General features: G+C 58.6%; 15 protein-coding genes. 10 read left to right on the top strand and 5 right to left on the bottom strand.

Features of this window, described 5'->3' with window-relative positions; translation table 11 throughout:
* Positions 1 to 2: 2 nt before the first annotated feature.
* Positions 3 to 1,046, top strand: a complete 1,044-nt coding sequence (locus tag ACMYSP_RS06225) for a DUF2157 domain-containing protein (protein ID WP_434586003.1) — start codon at positions 3 to 5, stop codon at positions 1,044 to 1,046.
* Here ACMYSP_RS06225 and nfsB read toward each other — a convergent pair.
* The 3 genes from nfsB to ACMYSP_RS06210 form a co-directional block, all read right to left on the bottom strand.
* A complete protein-coding gene (gene nfsB / locus ACMYSP_RS06220; protein WP_434586002.1) occupies positions 1,043 to 1,696 on the bottom strand; it encodes an oxygen-insensitive NAD(P)H nitroreductase in 654 nt (217 codons plus the stop codon). The genes ACMYSP_RS06225 and nfsB overlap by 4 nt on opposite strands.
* Positions 1,697 to 1,820: 124 nt before the next feature.
* Positions 1,821 to 2,201, bottom strand: coding sequence for an MmcQ/YjbR family DNA-binding protein (locus ACMYSP_RS06215; RefSeq protein WP_434586001.1), 381 nt, complete (start codon positions 2,199 to 2,201; stop codon positions 1,821 to 1,823).
* The gene (locus ACMYSP_RS06210) at positions 2,201 to 2,782 is read right to left on the bottom strand and encodes a TetR/AcrR family transcriptional regulator (protein WP_434586000.1); all 582 of its coding nucleotides are present in this window, start codon (positions 2,780 to 2,782) and stop codon (positions 2,201 to 2,203) included. Before ACMYSP_RS06210 ends, ACMYSP_RS06215 begins: the two co-directional genes overlap by 1 nt.
* Before the next feature lie 189 nt (positions 2,783 to 2,971).
* Between ACMYSP_RS06210 and ACMYSP_RS06205 the strand changes: the two genes are divergently transcribed.
* The 3 genes from ACMYSP_RS06205 to ACMYSP_RS06195 all read left to right on the top strand — a co-directional run bounded on the left by ACMYSP_RS06205 (position 2,972) and on the right by ACMYSP_RS06195 (position 6,160).
* Positions 2,972 to 4,072, top strand: coding sequence for an MBL fold metallo-hydrolase (locus tag ACMYSP_RS06205; protein WP_434585999.1), 1,101 nt, complete (start codon positions 2,972 to 2,974; stop codon positions 4,070 to 4,072).
* 32 nt (positions 4,073 to 4,104) lie between these two features.
* Positions 4,105 to 4,446 carry a RamA family antibiotic efflux transcriptional regulator gene (locus tag ACMYSP_RS06200; protein WP_123755857.1) on the top strand — a complete coding sequence of 114 codons (342 nt, stop codon included), beginning with the start codon at positions 4,105 to 4,107 and terminating at the stop codon, positions 4,444 to 4,446.
* A gap of 121 nt (positions 4,447 to 4,567) precedes the next feature.
* On the top strand, positions 4,568 to 6,160 hold the full coding sequence (locus ACMYSP_RS06195) for an alpha/beta hydrolase (RefSeq protein ID WP_434585998.1): 1,593 nt from the start codon (positions 4,568 to 4,570) through the stop codon (positions 6,158 to 6,160).
* On the opposite strand, the gene ACMYSP_RS06190 is transcribed toward ACMYSP_RS06195, so the two are convergent.
* The gene (locus tag ACMYSP_RS06190) at positions 6,119 to 6,367 is read right to left on the bottom strand and encodes a DUF1158 domain-containing protein (protein WP_434585997.1); all 249 of its coding nucleotides are present in this window, start codon (positions 6,365 to 6,367) and stop codon (positions 6,119 to 6,121) included. The genes ACMYSP_RS06195 and ACMYSP_RS06190 overlap by 42 nt on opposite strands.
* Before the next feature lie 502 nt (positions 6,368 to 6,869).
* Here ACMYSP_RS06190 and ACMYSP_RS06185 point away from each other — a divergent pair.
* Genes ACMYSP_RS06185 through ACMYSP_RS06175 form a run of 3 tightly spaced genes read left to right on the top strand, consistent with a single transcriptional unit; the run spans position 6,870 to position 13,832 of the window.
* Positions 6,870 to 9,593: a cation-transporting P-type ATPase gene (locus ACMYSP_RS06185; RefSeq protein ID WP_434585996.1), complete on the top strand. Its 2,724-nt coding sequence runs from the start codon at positions 6,870 to 6,872 to the stop codon at positions 9,591 to 9,593.
* 53 nt (positions 9,594 to 9,646) lie between these two features.
* Positions 9,647 to 10,735: an efflux RND transporter periplasmic adaptor subunit gene (locus ACMYSP_RS06180; protein WP_434585995.1), complete on the top strand. Its 1,089-nt coding sequence runs from the start codon at positions 9,647 to 9,649 to the stop codon at positions 10,733 to 10,735.
* Positions 10,736 to 10,739: 4 nt separating this feature from the next.
* On the top strand, positions 10,740 to 13,832 hold the full coding sequence (locus ACMYSP_RS06175; protein ID WP_434585994.1) for an efflux RND transporter permease subunit: 3,093 nt from the start codon (positions 10,740 to 10,742) through the stop codon (positions 13,830 to 13,832).
* Positions 13,833 to 13,902: 70 nt separating this feature from the next.
* On the opposite strand, the gene ACMYSP_RS06170 is transcribed toward ACMYSP_RS06175, so the two are convergent.
* Positions 13,903 to 14,628, bottom strand: a complete 726-nt coding sequence (locus ACMYSP_RS06170) for a phosphodiester glycosidase family protein (protein ID WP_434585993.1) — start codon at positions 14,626 to 14,628, stop codon at positions 13,903 to 13,905.
* Between the two features lie 319 nt (positions 14,629 to 14,947).
* Here ACMYSP_RS06170 and ACMYSP_RS06165 point away from each other — a divergent pair, with 319 nt between their 5' ends.
* The 3 genes from ACMYSP_RS06165 to ACMYSP_RS06155 are packed head-to-tail and all read left to right on the top strand — an operon-like array spanning position 14,948 to position 18,480.
* Complete coding sequence (locus ACMYSP_RS06165; protein ID WP_434585992.1) at positions 14,948 to 16,612, top strand: ABC transporter substrate-binding protein; 1,665 nt, start codon at positions 14,948 to 14,950, stop codon at positions 16,610 to 16,612.
* Positions 16,613 to 16,630: 18 nt separating this feature from the next.
* Positions 16,631 to 17,584: an ABC transporter permease gene (locus ACMYSP_RS06160; protein WP_434585991.1), complete on the top strand. Its 954-nt coding sequence runs from the start codon at positions 16,631 to 16,633 to the stop codon at positions 17,582 to 17,584.
* A gap of 2 nt (positions 17,585 to 17,586) precedes the next feature.
* Positions 17,587 to 18,480, top strand: coding sequence for an ABC transporter permease (locus tag ACMYSP_RS06155; protein WP_434585990.1), 894 nt, complete (start codon positions 17,587 to 17,589; stop codon positions 18,478 to 18,480).
* Position 18,481 lies beyond the last annotated feature (1 nt).

Genomic DNA, 18,481 nt, shown 5'->3' with positions numbered 1-18,481 from the left:
AGATGAACGTAACCAGGAAACAACATCGGGTGATTGCCCGGGCGCTGGATGAGTGGCAGTCCGCAGGGGCGTTGAGCGAGGCAGAACGCCAGCGGCTGGCGGGCACGCTGGAGGTGACGCCTTTTGACTGGCAGCGCCTGAGCCGCTACGCCTTCTGGACGGCGCTGGCCTGCCTGTTGATCGCGTTGGGCAGTCTGTTTGCCGACAGCGAACTGCTGGCCTGGCTGGCGGTTCTGTTCCGTGATTCGGCGCTGGCGCGGATCGTACTGCCGTCGGCAATTGCGCTCGGCTGCTACCTGTGGGGCTTTCGTCGCCAGCGGCGGGAGCAGCACTGGCACTACAGCACCGAGGCGATTCTGTTTGTCGGGGTGGTCTTTACCGCGGTGGCCATTTGGCAACTTGGCGAGCGGCTGGATAACGGCAGCGGCCATATCGCACCGCTGTTTCTGGTGGGCTGCGCTATCTATGGCGCCATTGGTATCGCCGCCCGCTCCGGGCTGGTGTGGCTGTTTTTCCTGCTGGCGTTGGGCAACTGGTTTGGCGCGGAAACCGGCTATGTATCGGGGTGGGGAGCTTACTGGTTAGGCATGAGCTACCCGCTGCGCTTTGTGCTGTTTTCCGGGGTGATGCTGGCGCTGTGCTGGCTGTTACGCCACTGGCTGGGGCAGCGTCGGCTGCTGACCGTCAGTAAAGCGATGGGGTTGACCTGGCTGTTTATCGCCCTGTGGATCCTGTCGATATTCGGCTATCACGACCCCGACCATTGGTACAGCATTTCTCAGGCGCAGCGGCTGCCGTGGGCGCTGTTATTTGGTATTGCGGCTGGGATCTGTATCTACATCAGTCTGAAAACCGAGGACGGGATGCTGCGCGGGTTTGGCCTGACGTTTCTCGGCATTAACCTCTACACCCGTTTTTTCGAATATTTCTGGGAGAGTATGCACAAGGTGGTGTTCTTCCTGATCCTGGCGGTATCGCTGGCGATCCTGGGGCGGTATGCAGAGAAAATCTGGCACGCCGGCGAGCGGCGTGCGCGGGAGGGTTAAATCTCGGTGATGGTCGTCGCCTGTGGCAGGCGTGATTTCGGCAGTGCGGCGTTGAAATCTTCGACGCTGTGGTGACCCACCGGAACGATGACCACGCTGGTAAGTCCTTGCTCGGTTAAGCCAAACTCGGCATCGAGGATCGCGGCATCGAAGCCTTCAACCGGCACCGCGTCCAGCCCCAGAGCCGCCACGCCGAGCAGGAAGTTACCGACGTTGAGGTACACCTGTTTCGCCATCCAGTGATTGTCATCCTGCAGCTCTTTGCGGTGCATATCGGCAAAGAACACGCGGCCTTTATGGTTCGCGGCTTTGGCTTCCGGGCTGGCGAAACGGCCGTCGGCCTCTTCCTGGTCAACCACACGGGTCAGCCAGGCATCGTCCATCGCGGTCTTCGCACAGAACACCACCACATGAGACGCATCGAGGATTTTACGTTCGTTGAAGACGTAGGTGCCGCTGGCGGCTTTCGCGACCCGCGCTTTCCCTTCGTCGGTGCTGGCGACAATAAAGTGCCACGGCTGAGAGTTGGTGCTTGACGGGCTGAATTGCAGCAGGGTTTTCAGGCCGTTGGCTTCCGCCTCAGTCAGTTTTTTAGAAGCATCAAAGGCTTTCGTGGAGTGGCGCTTTAAGGCGACGGAGATAATATCCATAACTCTTCCTCACTGCTTATGCTCAAGGTAATTTGAGTGCTCCCGGACGGAGCGGTTAGTGACAGCAGAGTACAGCGAAGGCGAGGGAATGATAAGAGACAAAAATGCGATAACACTTATCGTGTTAGCCTGAAAATCGCTCCGGGCGTAATCGTTTCTGATCGCGTTTTGCCAGCTTGTTCACCACCTGATGCCAGGAATCATCAACCAGTTCAGCCAGCAGATCCTCACTGATATCCTCGCCGGGCACCACCGTGATCCAGTGCTTTTTATTCATGTGATAACCCGGCTCAATGCTGCGGTAAATCTGTTGATTGAGCAGGGATTTTTGTGGTTCGGCTTTCAGATTGACCAGCGCACGACCGCGAAGGGTCATGGTGATCATAAAAATGCGCCCGCCCACTTTAAAGACGTCGTACTCCGGGCCAAACGGCCAGCAGTGCTCGGTAAACGGGTAGGCCAGGGCCAGACGATGGGCGCTGGCGTGCAGCGAGATATTATCCATTATTCATCTTTCACGTGGAGGGCCAGCCACATGGTTTCAAACCCGAGGGCGATGATTTCAGGCGCCCGTTTCACGTCATGGCTGGCAAATTCGATGGTGGTTTCCGCCAGAGAAAGGAACAGCGCATCGCCAAAGGCACCGAAGGTTTCACTCTGAAAGACCGGTTTAACGGAGGTCTGGCACATCTCGTTGAGTTCGGGAAACATCTCTTTGACCCGGGCCCGGGTTTCGTCGGTGATGCGCTCGCTCAGCGACATCCGGCGGATCGCTTTGTGCTCCATCGGGTGGCGAATACTCCAGTCGATATAGCTGTTCCAGATGTTGCGGGCGTTCTCTTTCGGCCGTTTTTCATTTGGCGTCAGCCCGTTCACCATCGACTGGACTAAGCCGCTTTTAATCGCGAGGTACAGTTCGTTGAGTAACTCATCCTTGGTGGCGAAATAGCGGAACAGCGTTCCCTCGGCCACCCCGGCACTGCGGGCAATGGCGGAGGTTGAGGCGGCGATGCCCGACTGGGCAAAGGCGGCGGTTGCGGCCTCCAGTAACGCTTGCTTTTTATCTTCACTCTTAGGACGAGCCACTACAATTTACCTCACATGTGATGAAACCCCGATCTAAGCATGCCTGGACATGCCACTGCAACGGCGTATGTCAAAATTTGAAAATCGTCTTGACGACTTTCGCTGCTTTCCTAATAATGAGTGCTTACTCACTCATAATCAAGTGTTATCACACAACCCTCAGGATAGAGGGTTTCATCTGGTCAGGTTATGAACCGTGTCACTCTAAGCGTGGTCGCCATCATGTTATTAGCCTCAGCAACCGCTTTGCCGTTTGTGTTAAATGCCGGGTTTGGTCGTGCGCCGCAGGGTGCTCAGCTTAGCCTGGTGGAACAGTCGCCGAACTACCGTGACGGCCAGTTCCATAATCAGCTGCCCACGCCAGGTTTTACCGGACAGAAAAATATGCTGGCTGCCTGGTGGGAGTTTCTGGTCGTTAAGCGCGAAAATGCGCGCCCGGCACAGCCGCTGCCGCTGGTGAAAACCGATCTTGCCAGCCTGCCGGTAGGGCAGGATGCGATGGTGTGGCTCGGCCACTCTTCCTGGTATCTGCAACTGGCCGGCAAACGGATCCTGATCGACCCGGTCTTTAGCAACTATGCCGCACCGTTCTCTTTCCTCAATAAAGCCTTCCCCGGTGACTATCCCTGGCGGGCAGAGAACATGCCGGAGATCGACCTGCTGATTATCTCCCACGATCACTATGATCATCTCGATTACGCCACCATCAAAGCGCTGATGCCGAAAATCAGACACGTGGTGACGCCGCTCGGTGTCGGCTCACATCTGCGTTACTGGGGAATGGACGGCGCGAAAATCAGCGAGGCTGACTGGAATGAAGCAGTACCGGTCAGTGATGAACTGACGGTCCATGTGCTGCCAGCGCGTCATTTCTCCGGGCGTGGGCTGAAACGCAATCAGACGTTGTGGGCCAGCTTTATGTTCGTCACCCCGCAGCAGAAGATTTACTACAGCGGCGACAGCGGCTACGGCCCGCACTTTAAAGCCATCGGCGAACAGTTTGGTGCCGTGGATCTGGCGATTCTGGAGAACGGTCAGTACGACCAGGACTGGAAATACATTCATATGATGCCTGACGAAACGGCGCAGGCCGCCGACGATCTGCGCGCTCGGGCGGTATTGCCGGGACACGCGGGGCGCTTTGTGCTGGCAAAACACAGCTGGGACGACCCGTACATCAAGCTGGCTGAGGCGAGCAAAGACCGACCATGGCGGCTGTTAACGCCGATGCAGGGCGAACCGGTTTGGGTTGCCGATCGCACACAATCATTTCATCGCTGGTGGCGGTAATTGCCAGTGTGTTTCAACGGGGGAGAGAACTGATGACTATTTCCGCTCAGGTCATTGAGACGATTGTCGGCTGGATCGATGATAATTTGCATCAACCGCTGCGTATTGACGATATTGCTCGCCACTCCGGTTATTCGAAATGGCATTTGCAACGTCTCTTTTTACAATACAAAGGGGAGAGTCTGGGACGCTATATCCGCGAGCGTAAGCTGCGGATGGCGGCGCGTGACCTGCGTGACACCGATCAGCGGGTCTATGATATCTGCCTGAAATACGGCTTTGATTCGCAGCAGACGTTTACCCGCATTTTCACCCGCACGTTCCATCAACCGCCGGGTGCCTACCGCAAAGATAACCACAACAGCGCCCACTAAAAGCCCGCCGCCGGGTAACCGGCGGAGCGTCAACGGACTGGTCATCGCTATGCGTGTTATTGCAAATCATTACCATTTGCATTAGCGTTACTGGTAAATTCTGACAAGGATAAACCGGGCGATGAAGAGGGCATGGAGTGGTCTGCAGGTAGGGGAGAGTGCTCTGCCTGCGGCGGCGATCGACGGCGAGTCCCCCTCTCTGCAGGGGGAGTTGCAGGGAAAATTCGATGCCAGCGGTGAGGTCTGTTTTGATCTGCCGACGTTGGGTGTGAATTACGTTACGGCAACGATTTACGGGGTGACCGACGCCCGGTTACTGGATGAAAATAACCGTCGCCTGCGTACGCTGCTGACGGACGGGCCGCCGGACGGTGAACAGTTGTTGCTGTTTTCCCTGCCAGTGAATCGTCCTTCGGCGTTGGTTTTCCACGGCCAGGAAGGGGCCCGCTGGCGTTTTTGCTGGCGGATGAAAGAGACTACCGCGTTGAGCAAAAGCCAGACGCAGGATCCCATCAGCCCGCGTTTGCAGGCGCTGAAGCGGACCCTGGCGGCGGGCGGTTGTACGGCGTCTTTCTGGCACGAGCGAGAGCTTGAAGGCACGCCGATGGTGGAGCCGGTAGATGCAGGGTACAAGCGGGTCACTTTCCTGTGGCGCGGGGCGCAGAACAATGTCTTTGTGCTGGGATCGCCCGCAGGAGAGCACGAGCCGTTATTCCGGCTTGGCGGTTCTGACGTCTGGTTTCGCAGCTATGTTGTTCCGGCCGATACGCTGATGCAGTATCAGCTGGCGCCGGATGTGCCGCTGGTTGACGGGGTAGGAGATGAGCTACGGCGAGCGATTCTGATCAGCGCTCAGGCCGATCCGCTCAATCCACACACGATCAACCACGCCAGCGATCGCTGGGGCCGCCATTCTTTGCTGGCGCTGGATCCGGCACGCTACTGTACTCCACGCCGGATGGCGCAACCGCTGCGCTATGGCACCCTGACCCGCCACCCCCTCCGCAGTGATTATCTGCAAAATACCCGGGAAGTTCGGATCTATCGGCCACGCCTGCCACAGCCCGCGCGCTGGACGCTGCTGCTGCTTGATGGCAAAACCTATCAGGATGAATACCGTTTTGCCAACGTGCTGGATAATCTGATTGCCCACCATATGGTGCCGCCGGTGAACGTGGTGTTTATCGATAGCCTCGATCAGGCGCGACGGATGAAGGAGCTGCAGCCGAATCCCTTCTTTGCCGACTTTATGGCCCACGAACTGCTGCCCTGGCTACGCCAGCAGGGGCTGAACCTCACGCGGCAAAAAACCGTGGTGGCGGGCGCGAACTACGGCGGGCTGGCGGCGTCCTGGGTGGCGCTGCGCTATCCGCGCCAGTTTGCCAATGTCCTCAGCCTGTCGGGAGCTTACTGGTGGGCGCCAAAAGATGAAGAGGCCTGTTGGTTAACGCGCCAGTATCAGCAGTCGCCGCGCTACCCGGTGCGTTTCTGGCTGCAGGCGGGCCGCTTTGAAAGCTCTGGGGCTAACGGCGGGGTATTCTGTCATACCCGCGCGTTTGAGCAGGCGCTGCGTGAAAAAGGCTATCGGGTCAGCTTCCATCCTTCTTCCAGCGGCCATGACTATGCGGCCTGGTGCGAGGCGCTGGTGGCCGGGCTGCGTGATTTTACCGGCTTAGCGATCCAGCGAAAACCAGCGGCGCCAGATCCAACGTAACACCACATATTCGACCGTACCCAGCACCAGGAACCACAGGCAAAAAAGCAGGGTGTAAAACTGGTTGAGATCCATCAGATGGAAGGTATCGACCAGCTTTTGCGCCAGCGTCAGCCCGAGTGAGGGCGCTGGCAGCAGTAAACATGAGAGCAAGGCCAGCAATAAAATACCGGCGGCAGACAGTAGCGTTTCGAGCGGATGCTTCATTATTTTGTTAATCATCAGTTAAAAAACATATTGTCCGGGAAAAAACCGGCTAACGCAATATGCTTTCCCTCGTTATTATTCTACGTTGTTCGTCGTAGCTCTTATATTATTTATCCTTACACCCTCGTTAATAATTTGAGTATTATTTGTAATTAAATTAATAGCATTAAAATGTCAGTTAACGTCATTATCCGGCCATCAGTTTTACAAAAGTATAGGTGCTATATCCCACCAGGGTGGCGATAATGATGGCTAGCAGGATGTACAGTGCCAGGCGGCGTCCGCGATAGATTCCAAACATGTTAACCTCGTTTGATGATGGTTTAATATTACTCTGCGATATTTACTATGAAGAATTAACTTATCATAGTTTTTTAATTTTGCGAGGGTTTAAATATTGCATTGAATCACGTTAGTTCGTGTCCGCTTGCGATGTATTTATTCATTGGCCAGAAATGATTTCAGGCTTTCCGATTCACGGAATTTAAAAGGAAAACTTATTTTGACCAAAATGATGAACTCTAATAATACAACTCCCGCTGGAGATGCCACGCCCCGACAGGCGTACCAGCAGAGCGTTGACGAGGTGCTGATCCAGAAAAAAAGCCGCGCTGAGGGCCTGTGTAGTGCCGATGCGGCTGAGCGCCTGAAATCTTTTGGCCCTAACGCCCTCCCTGAAAAGAAAAGCAAGCCGGCCTGGCTGCGTTTCCTCGCCCACTTTAACGACGTCCTGATCTTTGTCCTGCTGGCTGCTGCCGTGCTGACGGCCGCGATGGGGCACTGGGTGGATACCCTGGTGATCCTCGGGGTTACGGTTATCAATGCGCTGATTGGCCACGTTCAGGAGAGCAACGCCGAAAAATCATTGCAGGGTATTCGCAACATGTTGTCGAGCAACGCGCGGGTGCAGCGTAACGGCAAGCACGAAACCTTGCCGACTCGTGAACTGGTGCCGGGCGATATCGTCATTCTGCGGGCGGGCGACCGCGTGCCGGCGGACATGCGTCTTATCGAAACCCACAACCTGCGGGTGGAAGAAGCCATCCTCACCGGCGAATCGACGGTGGTGGATAAAACCACCGCCGCGCTGCAAGGGGAGTTGCCGCTCGGCGACCGTACCAACATGCTCTTTTCTGGCACCACCATCAGCGCTGGCGGCGGCGTTGGCGTTGTGACCGAGACCGGGCAGGATACCGAGCTTGGGCACATCAACCAGATGATGGCGGGTATCGAGAAACACCGCACGCCGCTGCTGGTGCAGATGGATAAGCTGGGTAAAGCGATTTTCGTCATTATCCTCGCGATGATGGCGGCCCTGTTTGTCTTCAGCCTGGCGCTGCGCGATATCCCGATGGGCGAACTGCTGCTGTCGCTGATTAGCCTTGCGGTGGCCGCCGTACCGGAAGGGTTGCCGGCCATTATCTCCATTATCCTCTCGCTGGGCGTTCAGGCCATGGCGCGTAAACACGCCATTATCCGTAAGCTGCCGACGGTCGAAACCCTGGGGGCGATGACCGTGGTCTGCTCGGATAAAACCGGCACCTTGACGATGAACGAAATGACGGTGAAAGCGATTATCACCGCCGACTGCTGCTATCGCGTGGAAGGTAACAGCTACGAGCCGCAGGGCAATATCTATCTCGAGGGCAGCGACGAGCCGGTACAGATTAAAGCAGGTAGCGTGCTGGATACGTATCTGCGCACCATCGACCTGTGCAACGACAGCCAGCTGGTACAAGACGCGCGCGGCCTGTGGGGGATCACCGGCGGGCCTACCGAAGGGGCGTTAAAAGTGCTGGCGGCGAAAGCCGGACTGCCGGCGGTAGCAACCCAGCTGGTGGCTAAAATTCCGTTCGACTCACAGTACAAGTATATGGCGACGCATCAGAAAATCGATCGGGAAGAGCGGGTGCTAATCACCGGCGCACCGGACGTTCTCTTTGCGATGTGCCGCCAGCAGATGACGAAGCAGGGTGTCGTACCGTTCGATCTGCAGTACTGGGAGAATGAGATCTCCCGTTTCGCCAGCCAGGGACTGCGAATGGTCGCCGCCGCATGCAAACCGGCTGCTGCTGGCAGCACGACGTTGACCCATGATGACCTGCGTGAGGGACTGGTGTTCCTCGGTATTGCCGGGATGATGGATCCGCCGCGCCCGGAAGCCATTGATGCGATCCATGCCTGCCAGACCGCAGGGATCCGCGTGAAGATGATTACCGGCGATCACCCGCAGACGGCGATGAGCATTGGCCAGATGCTGGGGATCACCAACAGCAGCCAGGCGATGACCGGCTATCAGCTGGAGCATATGGATGACCGCGAGCTGGCCAAAGCGGCGGTGGAGTACGACATTTTTGCCCGCACCAGTCCGGAGCATAAACTGCGGTTGGTGAAAGCGCTGCAGGAGAGCGGCGAAGTGGTCGGAATGACCGGCGATGGCGTCAACGATGCCCCGGCGCTGCGCCAGGCCGACGTCGGTATCGCGATGGGCATCAAAGGGACAGAAGTGACCAAAGAAGCCGCCGACATGGTGTTGACGGACGATAACTTCGCCACCATCGCCAGCTCGGTCAAAGAGGGACGTCGCGTCTACGACAACCTGAAGAAAACGATCCTGTTTATCATGCCCACCAACCTGGCACAGGGGCTGCTGATTATCATTGCCCTGCTGGCGGGGAACATTATTCCGCTGACGCCGGTATTGATTCTGTGGATGAATATGGCGACTTCCGCCACGCTCTCCTTCGGCCTGGCGTTTGAAGCCGCAGAGCGCAATGTGATGCACCGCCCGCCGCGTAAAACCGGTCAGCATGTGATGGATGCCTTCGCCGTCTGGCGTGTTGCCTTCGTCGGCACCATGATTGCCGTGGCCGCCTTTATTCTTGAGGCCTGGCTTGCGCCACGCGGCCATAGCCCGGAGTTTATCCGTACCGTGTTGCTGCAGATGCTGGTCACCGCCCAGTGGCTGTACATGATTAACTGCCGCAGCAGCGAGAGCTTCTCGTTGAATATCGGCCTCCTGCGCAACAAAGGGATCTGGATGGTCAGCGGCGTGCTGCTGCTCCTGCAGCTGGCGATTATCTACCTGCCGTTTATGCAGACCATGTTTGGCACCGAGTCGCTGCCGCTGCGCTACTGGCTGATCACCCTGGTCATTGGCCTGGGGATGTTCCTGGTGGTGGAAATTGAAAAGCGTCTGACCCGACCGTTACGTAAAACCGTCTGACCTGCCAGCGCCCTCGTCATTCGGGGGCGCTGCACCATCTGCAAGGAATCGCAATGAGAAAAATTATGCGCCTGGTCCTGGTGACCGTTGGCCTGACCGGTTGCGCCTTAACGGCAACGGCTGCCCCCGCAACGCCGGTCCGCGCGACCGCCGTCGAACGCCAGTCCTATACGGCCGAGCGCCAGATCCCCGGCCGTATCGAAGCCATTCATGACGTAGAAATCCGCGCGCGTACCGAAGGCAGTATTGTGCAGCGCCACTTCCAGGACGGGCAGTACGTTAAGCAGGGCGACCGGCTGTTTACCCTGGATGACGCCCAGCCGCGCGCCGCGCTGGCGCTGGCCAACGCCGAGCTGAAAAGCGCCCAGGCGTCATTACGCCAGGCCCAGCAACTGCTGAACCGCTATCAGCAACTGAAAAATAACCACTCCATCAGCCGCAACGATGTCGATAACGCCCGGATGCAGCGCGATGTAGCCGCCGCCGCCGTTGAACAGGCCAAAGCCCGCGTGACGACGCAGCAAATCACGCTCGATTACACCCGAATCGACTCCCCGGTAAGCGGGCGCATCGGCCACAGCCGCTTTCATGTTGGCAGCCTGGTGGGGCCGGGCAGCGGCATGCTGGTCGATATCGTGCAGCTTGACCCGGTTCGCGTCTCTTTCGCCTTAGATGAAGCGGCGTTTTACAGCAAGGCCGGGCAGCATGCCGATATCAGCGCGCTGAAGCAGGCGTGGGTCGCGCAGATTGCCCCCGAGGGGACGCGTGAAGAGGGGGTTTTGACCTCCGTCGATAACCGGATCGACAGCCGTACCGCCAGCGTGGTGTTGCGGGCGGAGTTTGCTAATCCGCAGCATCGCCTGCTGCCAGGCGGCAGCGTGTCGGTCATTTTCAGCCCGCGTCAGCCGCAGGAGAGCCTGATGGTGCCGGTGGCGGCCGTCCAGCAGGATGCGCAGGGGTTCTTTAGTTGGGTGGTGGCGGATAACGGCACCGTCGCCCAGCGTCGTTTAACGCTCGACGGACAGCAGGGACAGCAGTTTGTCGTCACCAAAGGGTTAAGCGCCGGCGAGCGTGTCGTGACCGAAGGTGCTCAGCGCCTGCGTGACGGCGCCAGCGTTCAGCTGTTGAACCAGGGAAGGTAAAAGGATGCTAACGTTTTTTATTCGTCGTCCTCGTTTTGCGATGGTGATCGCGCTGTTGCTGACGTTTGTTGGCGCGGTGGCGCTGAAGGTGATTCCGGTTGAGCAATATCCGCAAATTACGCCACCGGTGGTGAATGTCAGCGCCAGCTGGCCCGGCGCCAGCGCGGCGGATGTGGCGGAGGCCATCGCCGCGCCGCTGGAAACCCAGCTCAACGGCGTGGACCATATGCTGTATATGGAATCCACCAGTTCTGATGAGGGCAGCTACAGCCTGAGCCTGACCTTTGCCGCCGGCACCGATGCCGATCTGGCAGCGATTGACGTGCAAAACCGCGTCTCCCAGGCGCTGGCGCAGCTGCCTGCCGATGCGCAGCAGAACGGGGTGCAGGTGCGTAAGCGGGCGAGTAACCTGCTGATGGGCGTCAGCCTCTACTCACCGCTGGAAACCCTCTCGCCGCTGTTCGTCAGCAACTATGCCAGCACCCAGGTGCGGGAAGCGCTGGCTCGTCTGCCCGGCGTCGGCGAAGTGCAGATGTTCGGCGCCCGCGACTACAGCATGCGGATCTGGTTGCGGCCGGATCGTATGAATGCCCTCAACGTGACCACCGATGATATCGCCCAGGCGCTACGCGAACAGAACGTACAGGGGGCCGCCGGCCAGGTCGGGACGCCGCCGGTATTCAACGGTCAGCAGCAAACGCTGACCATCAACGGCATCGGGCGGCTGAACGATGCGCAAAGCTTTAGCCAGATAATTATCCGCAGCGGTGAACTGGGGCAACTGGTGCGCCTTAGCGACGTGGCGACCATCGAGCTGGGAGCGCGCAGCTACAGCTCTGGGGCGCAGCTGAACGGCAAAGACTCTGCCTATCTCGGCATTTACCCGACGCCAACGGCGAATGCCCTGCAGGTCGCGGCGGCGGTTCGTGCCGAACTGACGCGTCTGCACAGCCGTTTCCCGGCCGATATGACCTGGGAGGTGAAGTTCGATACCACCCGTTTTGTGGCGGCGACGATCAAAGAGATTGGCGTCTCGCTGGCCCTGACCCTGCTGGCGGTCGTGGTGGTCGTTTCGCTGTTCCTGCAGAGCTGGCGGGCCACGTTGATCGTCACCCTGGCGATCCCGGTGTCGCTGATTGGCAGTTTTGCCGTGCTTTATCTGCTGGGCTACAGCGCCAATACCCTGAGCTTATTCGCCATTATTCTTGCCCTGACCATGGTGGTGGATGACGCCATTGTAGTGGTCGAAAGCGTAGAGACGAAGATGGCTGAAGGGGTCGCTCGTCAAGAGGCGACGGCGCAGGCGCTGCGGCAGATCGCCGGGCCGGTGGTGGCCACCACCCTGGTCCTGCTGGCGGTGTTTGTGCCGGTGGCGCTGCTGCCGGGCATTGTTGGCGAACTGTACCGGCAATTTGCCGTCACCCTGTCGACGGCGGTAACGGTATCGAGCGTGGTGGCGTTAACTCTGACGCCGGCGCTGTGCGCGCTGCTGTTGCGCCCGCGCCCCGCTCAGCCGACGGCGGTCTGGCGCGGGTTTAATCGTGGCCTTGATAAGGTCCGCGATGGCTATGGTGCGCTGATCGGGCGGATGAATCGTCGCCCGTGGCTGGCGCTGATGGCGACGGTGGCCGCCGCTGCGGTAGTGGTGTTCAGCTTTATGCATATGCCGAAGGGATTTTTGCCGCAAGAGGATCAGGGTTACTTCTTTGCCAGCGTGCAGCTGCCGGAAGCCGCTTCACTGGAGCGTACGGAAGCGGTGATGACCCAGGCGCGAGAGCTGCTGCTGGCGAACCCGGCGGTCGAGGATGTGATTCAGGTTTCAGGTTTCAATATCCTTAACGGTACCAGCGCGTCCAATGGCGGGTTTATTTCGGTGATGCTGAAAGCGTGGGATCAGCGGCCGCCGCTGGAGACGGTAATGGACAGGCTGCAGGGTCAATTGCTGGGCTTGCCGGAAGCGACGATCATGACCTTTGCGCCGCCGACGCTGCCGGGGTTGGGGACCGCATCCGGCTTTAATTTACGTATTCTGGCCCAGGACGGGCAGTCTCCGGCGGAGCTGGAACAGGTGACCCGTCAGGTACTGCAGAAGGCGAACCAGCACCCGCAACTGAGCCGGGTGTTCACCACCTGGAGCAGCAATGTACCGCAGCTGACGCTCAACATTGACCGTGACCAGGCGGCGCGGCTGGATGTACCGGTATCGCGGGTCTTCAACAGCCTGCAAACGGCATTTGGCGGTACCCGCGTCGGCGATTTCAGTATCAACAACCGGGTGTACCATGTGGTGATACAAAACGAGATGCAGTGGCGCGAGCGCGCGTCGCAGATCGGCGAGCTCTTTGTGCGCAGCAACAGCGGCGAGCGCATTCGGCTGAGCAATCTGGTGACGATCACGCCGACCGTAGGTGCACCGTTCATCCAGCAATATAACCAGTTCCCGTCGGTATCCGTCAGCGGTTCGGCGAGTGAGGGAGTCAGCAGCCGCACGGCGATGAACGCCATGGAGCAGATTTTACAGGCCCATCTGCCGCAGGGGTATGACTACGCGTGGAGCGGGATTTCGTGGCAGGAGCAGCAAACCGGGAACCAGGCGGTGTGGATCGTGCTGGCGGCGGTGGCGATGGCGTGGCTGTTCCTCGTGGCGCAGTATGAGAGCTGGACGCTGCCGGCCAGCGTAATGCTGTCGGTGCTGTTTGCTATCGGCGGGGCGCTGCTATGGCTGTGGCTGGCAGGATATGCCAATGATGTGTATGTGCAGATCGGGCTGATATTGCTCATCGCCCTGGCCGCCAAAAATGCGATTCTGATCGTTGAGTTTGCGCGGGCCAGGCGAGAAGAGGGGATGTCGGTGGTCGACGCCGCCCGCGAAGGGGCCACCCGGCGTTTTCGCGCGGTGTTGATGACGGCGGTGTCGTTTATCATCGGGATTATCCCGATGATGCTCGCCACCGGCGCCGGGGCGCAGAGCCGACGCATCATCGGCACCACCGTTTTCAGCGGTATGCTGGTAGCGACGGTGATTGGCATCGTGTTCATCCCCTCACTGTTCGTGCTGTTCCAGCGCCTGCGCGAATGGGGGCATCGGCGGATATAGGCGGTGCCACCAGGATTAGCCTGGCCTGCGCTACGCTGGGCCGGGCTACGGTCTGGTGGTACAGGCTGAGTTATTTACGCTCTACTGCTATCAGGGTGACGAACGGGTGGTACTGCCACGGGATGCTGCCGCCTTTCTGGTACATCTTTGAGATGGTGCCGTCGAGATAGAGCATCTGGCGCACGTTGAGGGTGGACTGCGCATAGCAGGCAAAATCATAGAAATTGGTTTCGCGTTCGCTCAGCATAAACACCACTTCTCCCTGGCGGTTAATGCCGACGCCGTTGCGCAGCTTGCGCGAGCTGGCGGAAGGCTTCAGCCGCCAGTTGATCTTACCGTTTTCAATTAACATCGGGCCGGACTGCACGGCGTAGGTGACCGCTGGTGAGGGCGTAAATTTATCGAGGCTGGCGATCCCTGCTTTTTGCCCCTGAAGATAAAACACCCCGCCGGGACGGATAAAAAAGTTGCCGCCGCCGGAGGCGCGGTTGAGCGGAACCTTCTGTACCCCTTTTTCGATATACAGCCCCAGCGGGGCGTAGGCCTTATCGTAAATGCCGCCGTTCATTGCCATCTGGATACGATCGGCCTGAGGGCTATCCGCCAGCAGCGCGCGCAGTGAGCCAAAGGCCTCGCCATCCGCTTTTTTCCAGTACATCACGATGCGCTCGCGCTGTGGATTAACGGTATAGCTTTGCAGCGTCAGCGTGGGATCGGTGAGGGTACATTTACCGCTGGCAACGGCGGGCAGAGAGACAAGCAGCAACGGCAGTAGGGCAGAGAAACGCACGGTCATCGGGTCCTTAAGATCGGCAATAATCGACAGTATACCTGTTTCTAAATTAATAACCGGGCGCGGATTATGAATTTATTTTATATAAGGTCACGCACCGTGATGATATCGGCTGCAGGAAAATCGGCTGGTGCAATTCTGCAACAGAATTCCCGCTGGCGGTGCAAAAAGATAAGTCAGGTTTATTTTTTCAGATAAATCATTGGGATAATATAAGGCATCCTTATTTTATCCATTATTTCCCACTTATTTCACGGCAATTCAGATCTGGTATGCATCTTGCCTGTTAAATAACGAATATTTATTTAACAGGGACAATGTGATGCTGATGAAAAAATTATGCTTACGCAAATGCCGTCTCGCCGTTGCGGTCAGCGGGGCACTGGCGCTGTTTTCCGCGTTACCCGCCCACGCCTCGACGCTGCGGATCGCCATGACCGCGGCCGATATTCCCCTGACCCTCGGCCAGCCCGATCAAGGTTATGAAGGGAACCGCTTTACCGGAATTCCGCTGTACGATGCCCTTGTGGAGTGGGATCTATCACAAGGTGAAAAGCCCAGTGGCCTGGTGCCCGGCCTGGCGACGGAGTGGCACGTTGACCCGCAAAATCAGAGCCGCTGGATCTTTACCCTGCGCCCGGGCGTGAAATTTCATGATGGCACTGAGGTCAACCCTGATGCCATCGTCTGGAACGTCGATAAGGTACTGAACAAAGCCGCGCCGCAATATGCCCCTGGACAGATTGGCAATACGCTGTCGCGCATGCCGACCCTCACCGGAGCGGAAAAGATTGATGACCACACCGTCGCGTTGACCACCTCAGAACCGGATGCGCTGCTGCCGTACAATATCACCAACCTGTTTATTGTCTCACCGACCGCCTGGCAGAAACTGTATGACGCGGTGCCGGCCAGCACCGGCGATACCGCCGCGCGCAGTAAGCTGGCCTGGACCGAGTTTGCCGCCCATGCGGTGGGCAGCGGTCCGTTCAAAATGGAAAAACTGGTTCCCCGTCAGCAGCTGATCCTCGATAAAAACCCCGACTACTGGAACAAAGATCGCATCCCGCGGGTGGATAAAGTGGTGCTGATCCCGCTGCCGGAAGCCAACGCCCGCACCGCGGCGCTGCTCTCTAAACAAGTTGACTGGATCGAAGCGCCGGCCCCGGATGCGGTGGACCAGATTAAAGCCCAGGGCTTTAAAATCTACGCCAATACCCAGCCACACCTGTGGCCGTGGCAGTTCTCCTTCGAAGAGGGCTCCCCGTGGAAAGATATTCGGGTGCGCAAGGCCGCCAACCTGTGCCTGAACCGCGCCGAGCTGAAAAGCTACCTTGGCGGCTACATGACCGAAGCCACCGGCGTCTATGAAGCCGACAGTCCGTGGCATGGCAAGCCAACCTTCCAGATTAAGTATGACCCGGAAACCGCCCGCAAGCTGATGACCGAAGCCGGATTCAGCGCCAGCAAACCGCTGCACGTCACGGTGGCGACCTCGGCCTCTGGCTCCGGGCAGATGCAGCCGCTGCCGATGAACGAATACATCCAGCAGAGCCTGAAAAGCTGCTTCTTTAACGTCGATATCAAAGTGAACGAGTGGAACACCCTGTTCACCAACTGGCGTCTCGGGGCGAAAGATCCCGCGGCGAAAGGGATCGATGCGATCAACGTTAGCGCCGCGGTCAACGATCCCTACTTTGGCCTGATCCGCTTCTCCACCGCCAAAGCCTTCCCGCCGGTCGCCACCAACTGGGGCTATTTCTCAACCCCGGAAACCGAAAAGCTGGCCACCGCCGTGAAGCACGCCTTTACCCCGGCGGAAATGGACAAAGCCGCCGGTGAACTGCACGCCGCACTGGTCGATCAGGTGCCGTTCCTGTTCGTCGCCCACGACGTTGGGCCGCGGGCGATATCTCCGGCGGTCACCGGCGTGGTACAGCCACAAAGCTGGTTTATCGACCTCAGTCTGGTGAGCAAGAAAGAGTAATCGCAACGGGAGCTACCGATGATCAATACGCTGCTATATCGCATCCTGCTGGCCATCCCCACCATGCTTGGGGTGGCGGTGATCTGTTTTATGTTGGTGCAGATAGCGCCGGGAGATCCGCTGGTCTCGGTGATGCCGCCGGATGCTTCCGAAGCCCTGCGTCAGACCTTAATGCAGGCCTACGGCTTTGATAAACCGCTGCCGCTGCAATTTGTTCACTGGCTGTGGCGGGCGCTACACGGTGACCTGGGGATGTCGGTAGCGACCGGTCGGCCGGTGATCGGCGAAGTGATGACCGCCGTTGGCTACTCGCTGCGCCTGGCGCTGCTGGCGACGGTGATCGGCTTTGTGCTGGGCAGCCTGTTTGGCTTTGTCGCCGGTTACTTCCGTAACAGTATTGTTGACCGTCTGGCTTCTGTGCTGTCGGTGTTTGGCGTCAGCGTGCCGCACTACTGGCTGGGGATGCTGCTGGTTATCGTCTTTAGCGTTAAGTTCGCGCTGCTCCCGGCGACCGGCGGCGGGCCGATTGGTGAAGTGGGCTGGCAGTGGGACTGGGAGCACCTGCAGTTCATGCTGCTCCCGGCGATCACGTTGTCGGTGATCCCCACCGGGATCATCGCCCGCACCGTGCGTTCGCAGGTGGCGGACATTCTCAGCCAGGAGTTTATCGTCGGCCTGCGCGCCCGCGGGCTTAACGAGTCACGGATCTTCTTGCACGTGGTGAAAAATGCCGCCCCGACCGCACTGGCGGTGATGGGATTGCAGGTGGGTTATCTGATGGGCGGCTCGATTCTGGTGGAGACGGTCTTCTCCTGGCCCGGCACCGGCCTGCTGCTCAATACCGCCATTTTCCAGCGCGACCTGCCGCTGTTGCAGGGCACCATCTGGGTGCTGGCGCTGTTCTTCGTGGTGCTCAACCTGCTGGTGGATATGCTGCAAACCAGCCTCGACCCGCGCATTAAGAGGAGCTGACGATGGTGGATACTGTGACACCCAAAAGCATTGCCGTGACGTCGGTTACCCCTGCCCGACAAGGCTACTGGCGCGGCGTGATACGGCGTTTACTGCGCGACCCCGGCGGCGTCTTCGTCGGGGCCATTATCCTGATCCTGTTGGCGCTGGCGCTGTTTGGCCCGTGGCTGATCGTAAAGGACCCGTATCAGACATCGATGTTTTTACGCCTCAAGCCAATCGGCACCGACGGTTTCCCGCTGGGCTCGGATGAGCTAGGGCGCGATATGCTCTCAAGGCTGATCCTCGGCACCCGTCTGTCGCTGTTTATGGGGATTGTGCCGGTGGTCTTCGCCTTCTTTATCGGCGGGGCGATCGGCATTATCGCCGGCTATGCGGGCGGGAAAACCAACACCCTGATTATGCGTACCGTCGACGTTTTCTACGCTTTCCCTTCCGTGCTGCTGGCAATAGCGCTCTCCGGGGCGCTGGGAGCGGGCATCGGTAACGCGCTACTGTCGCTGACGCTGGTGTTTGTCCCACAGGTGGCGCGCATCGCCGAGAGCGTCACCGCCCAGGTACGGCATATGGACTATATCGAGGCCGCCCGGGCCACCGGCGCCAGCGCGTTCACCATCATTCGCGTTCAGGTGCTGGGCAACGTATTGGGGCCGATTTTTGTCTTCTCCACCGGGCTGATTTCGGTATGCATGATCCTCGCCTCCGGGCTGTCGTTTCTCGGCCTCGGGGTGCGTCCGCCAGAGCCGGAGTGGGGCTTGATGCTGAACACCCTGCGCACGGCGATCTACACCCAGCCGTGGGTGGCGGCGCTGCCTGGCCTGATGATCTTTATTACCTCCATTTCGTTCAATATCCTCGCGGACCGCCTGCGTGCGGCAATGGCGATTAAGGAGTAAG

The organism is Klebsiella sp. R390 (assembly GCF_051131745.1).
Classification (GTDB): domain Bacteria; phylum Pseudomonadota; class Gammaproteobacteria; order Enterobacterales; family Enterobacteriaceae; genus Klebsiella.
The sequence above is the reverse complement of the archived record's forward strand: the minus strand, read 5'-3'. Positions and strand labels throughout refer to the sequence as shown.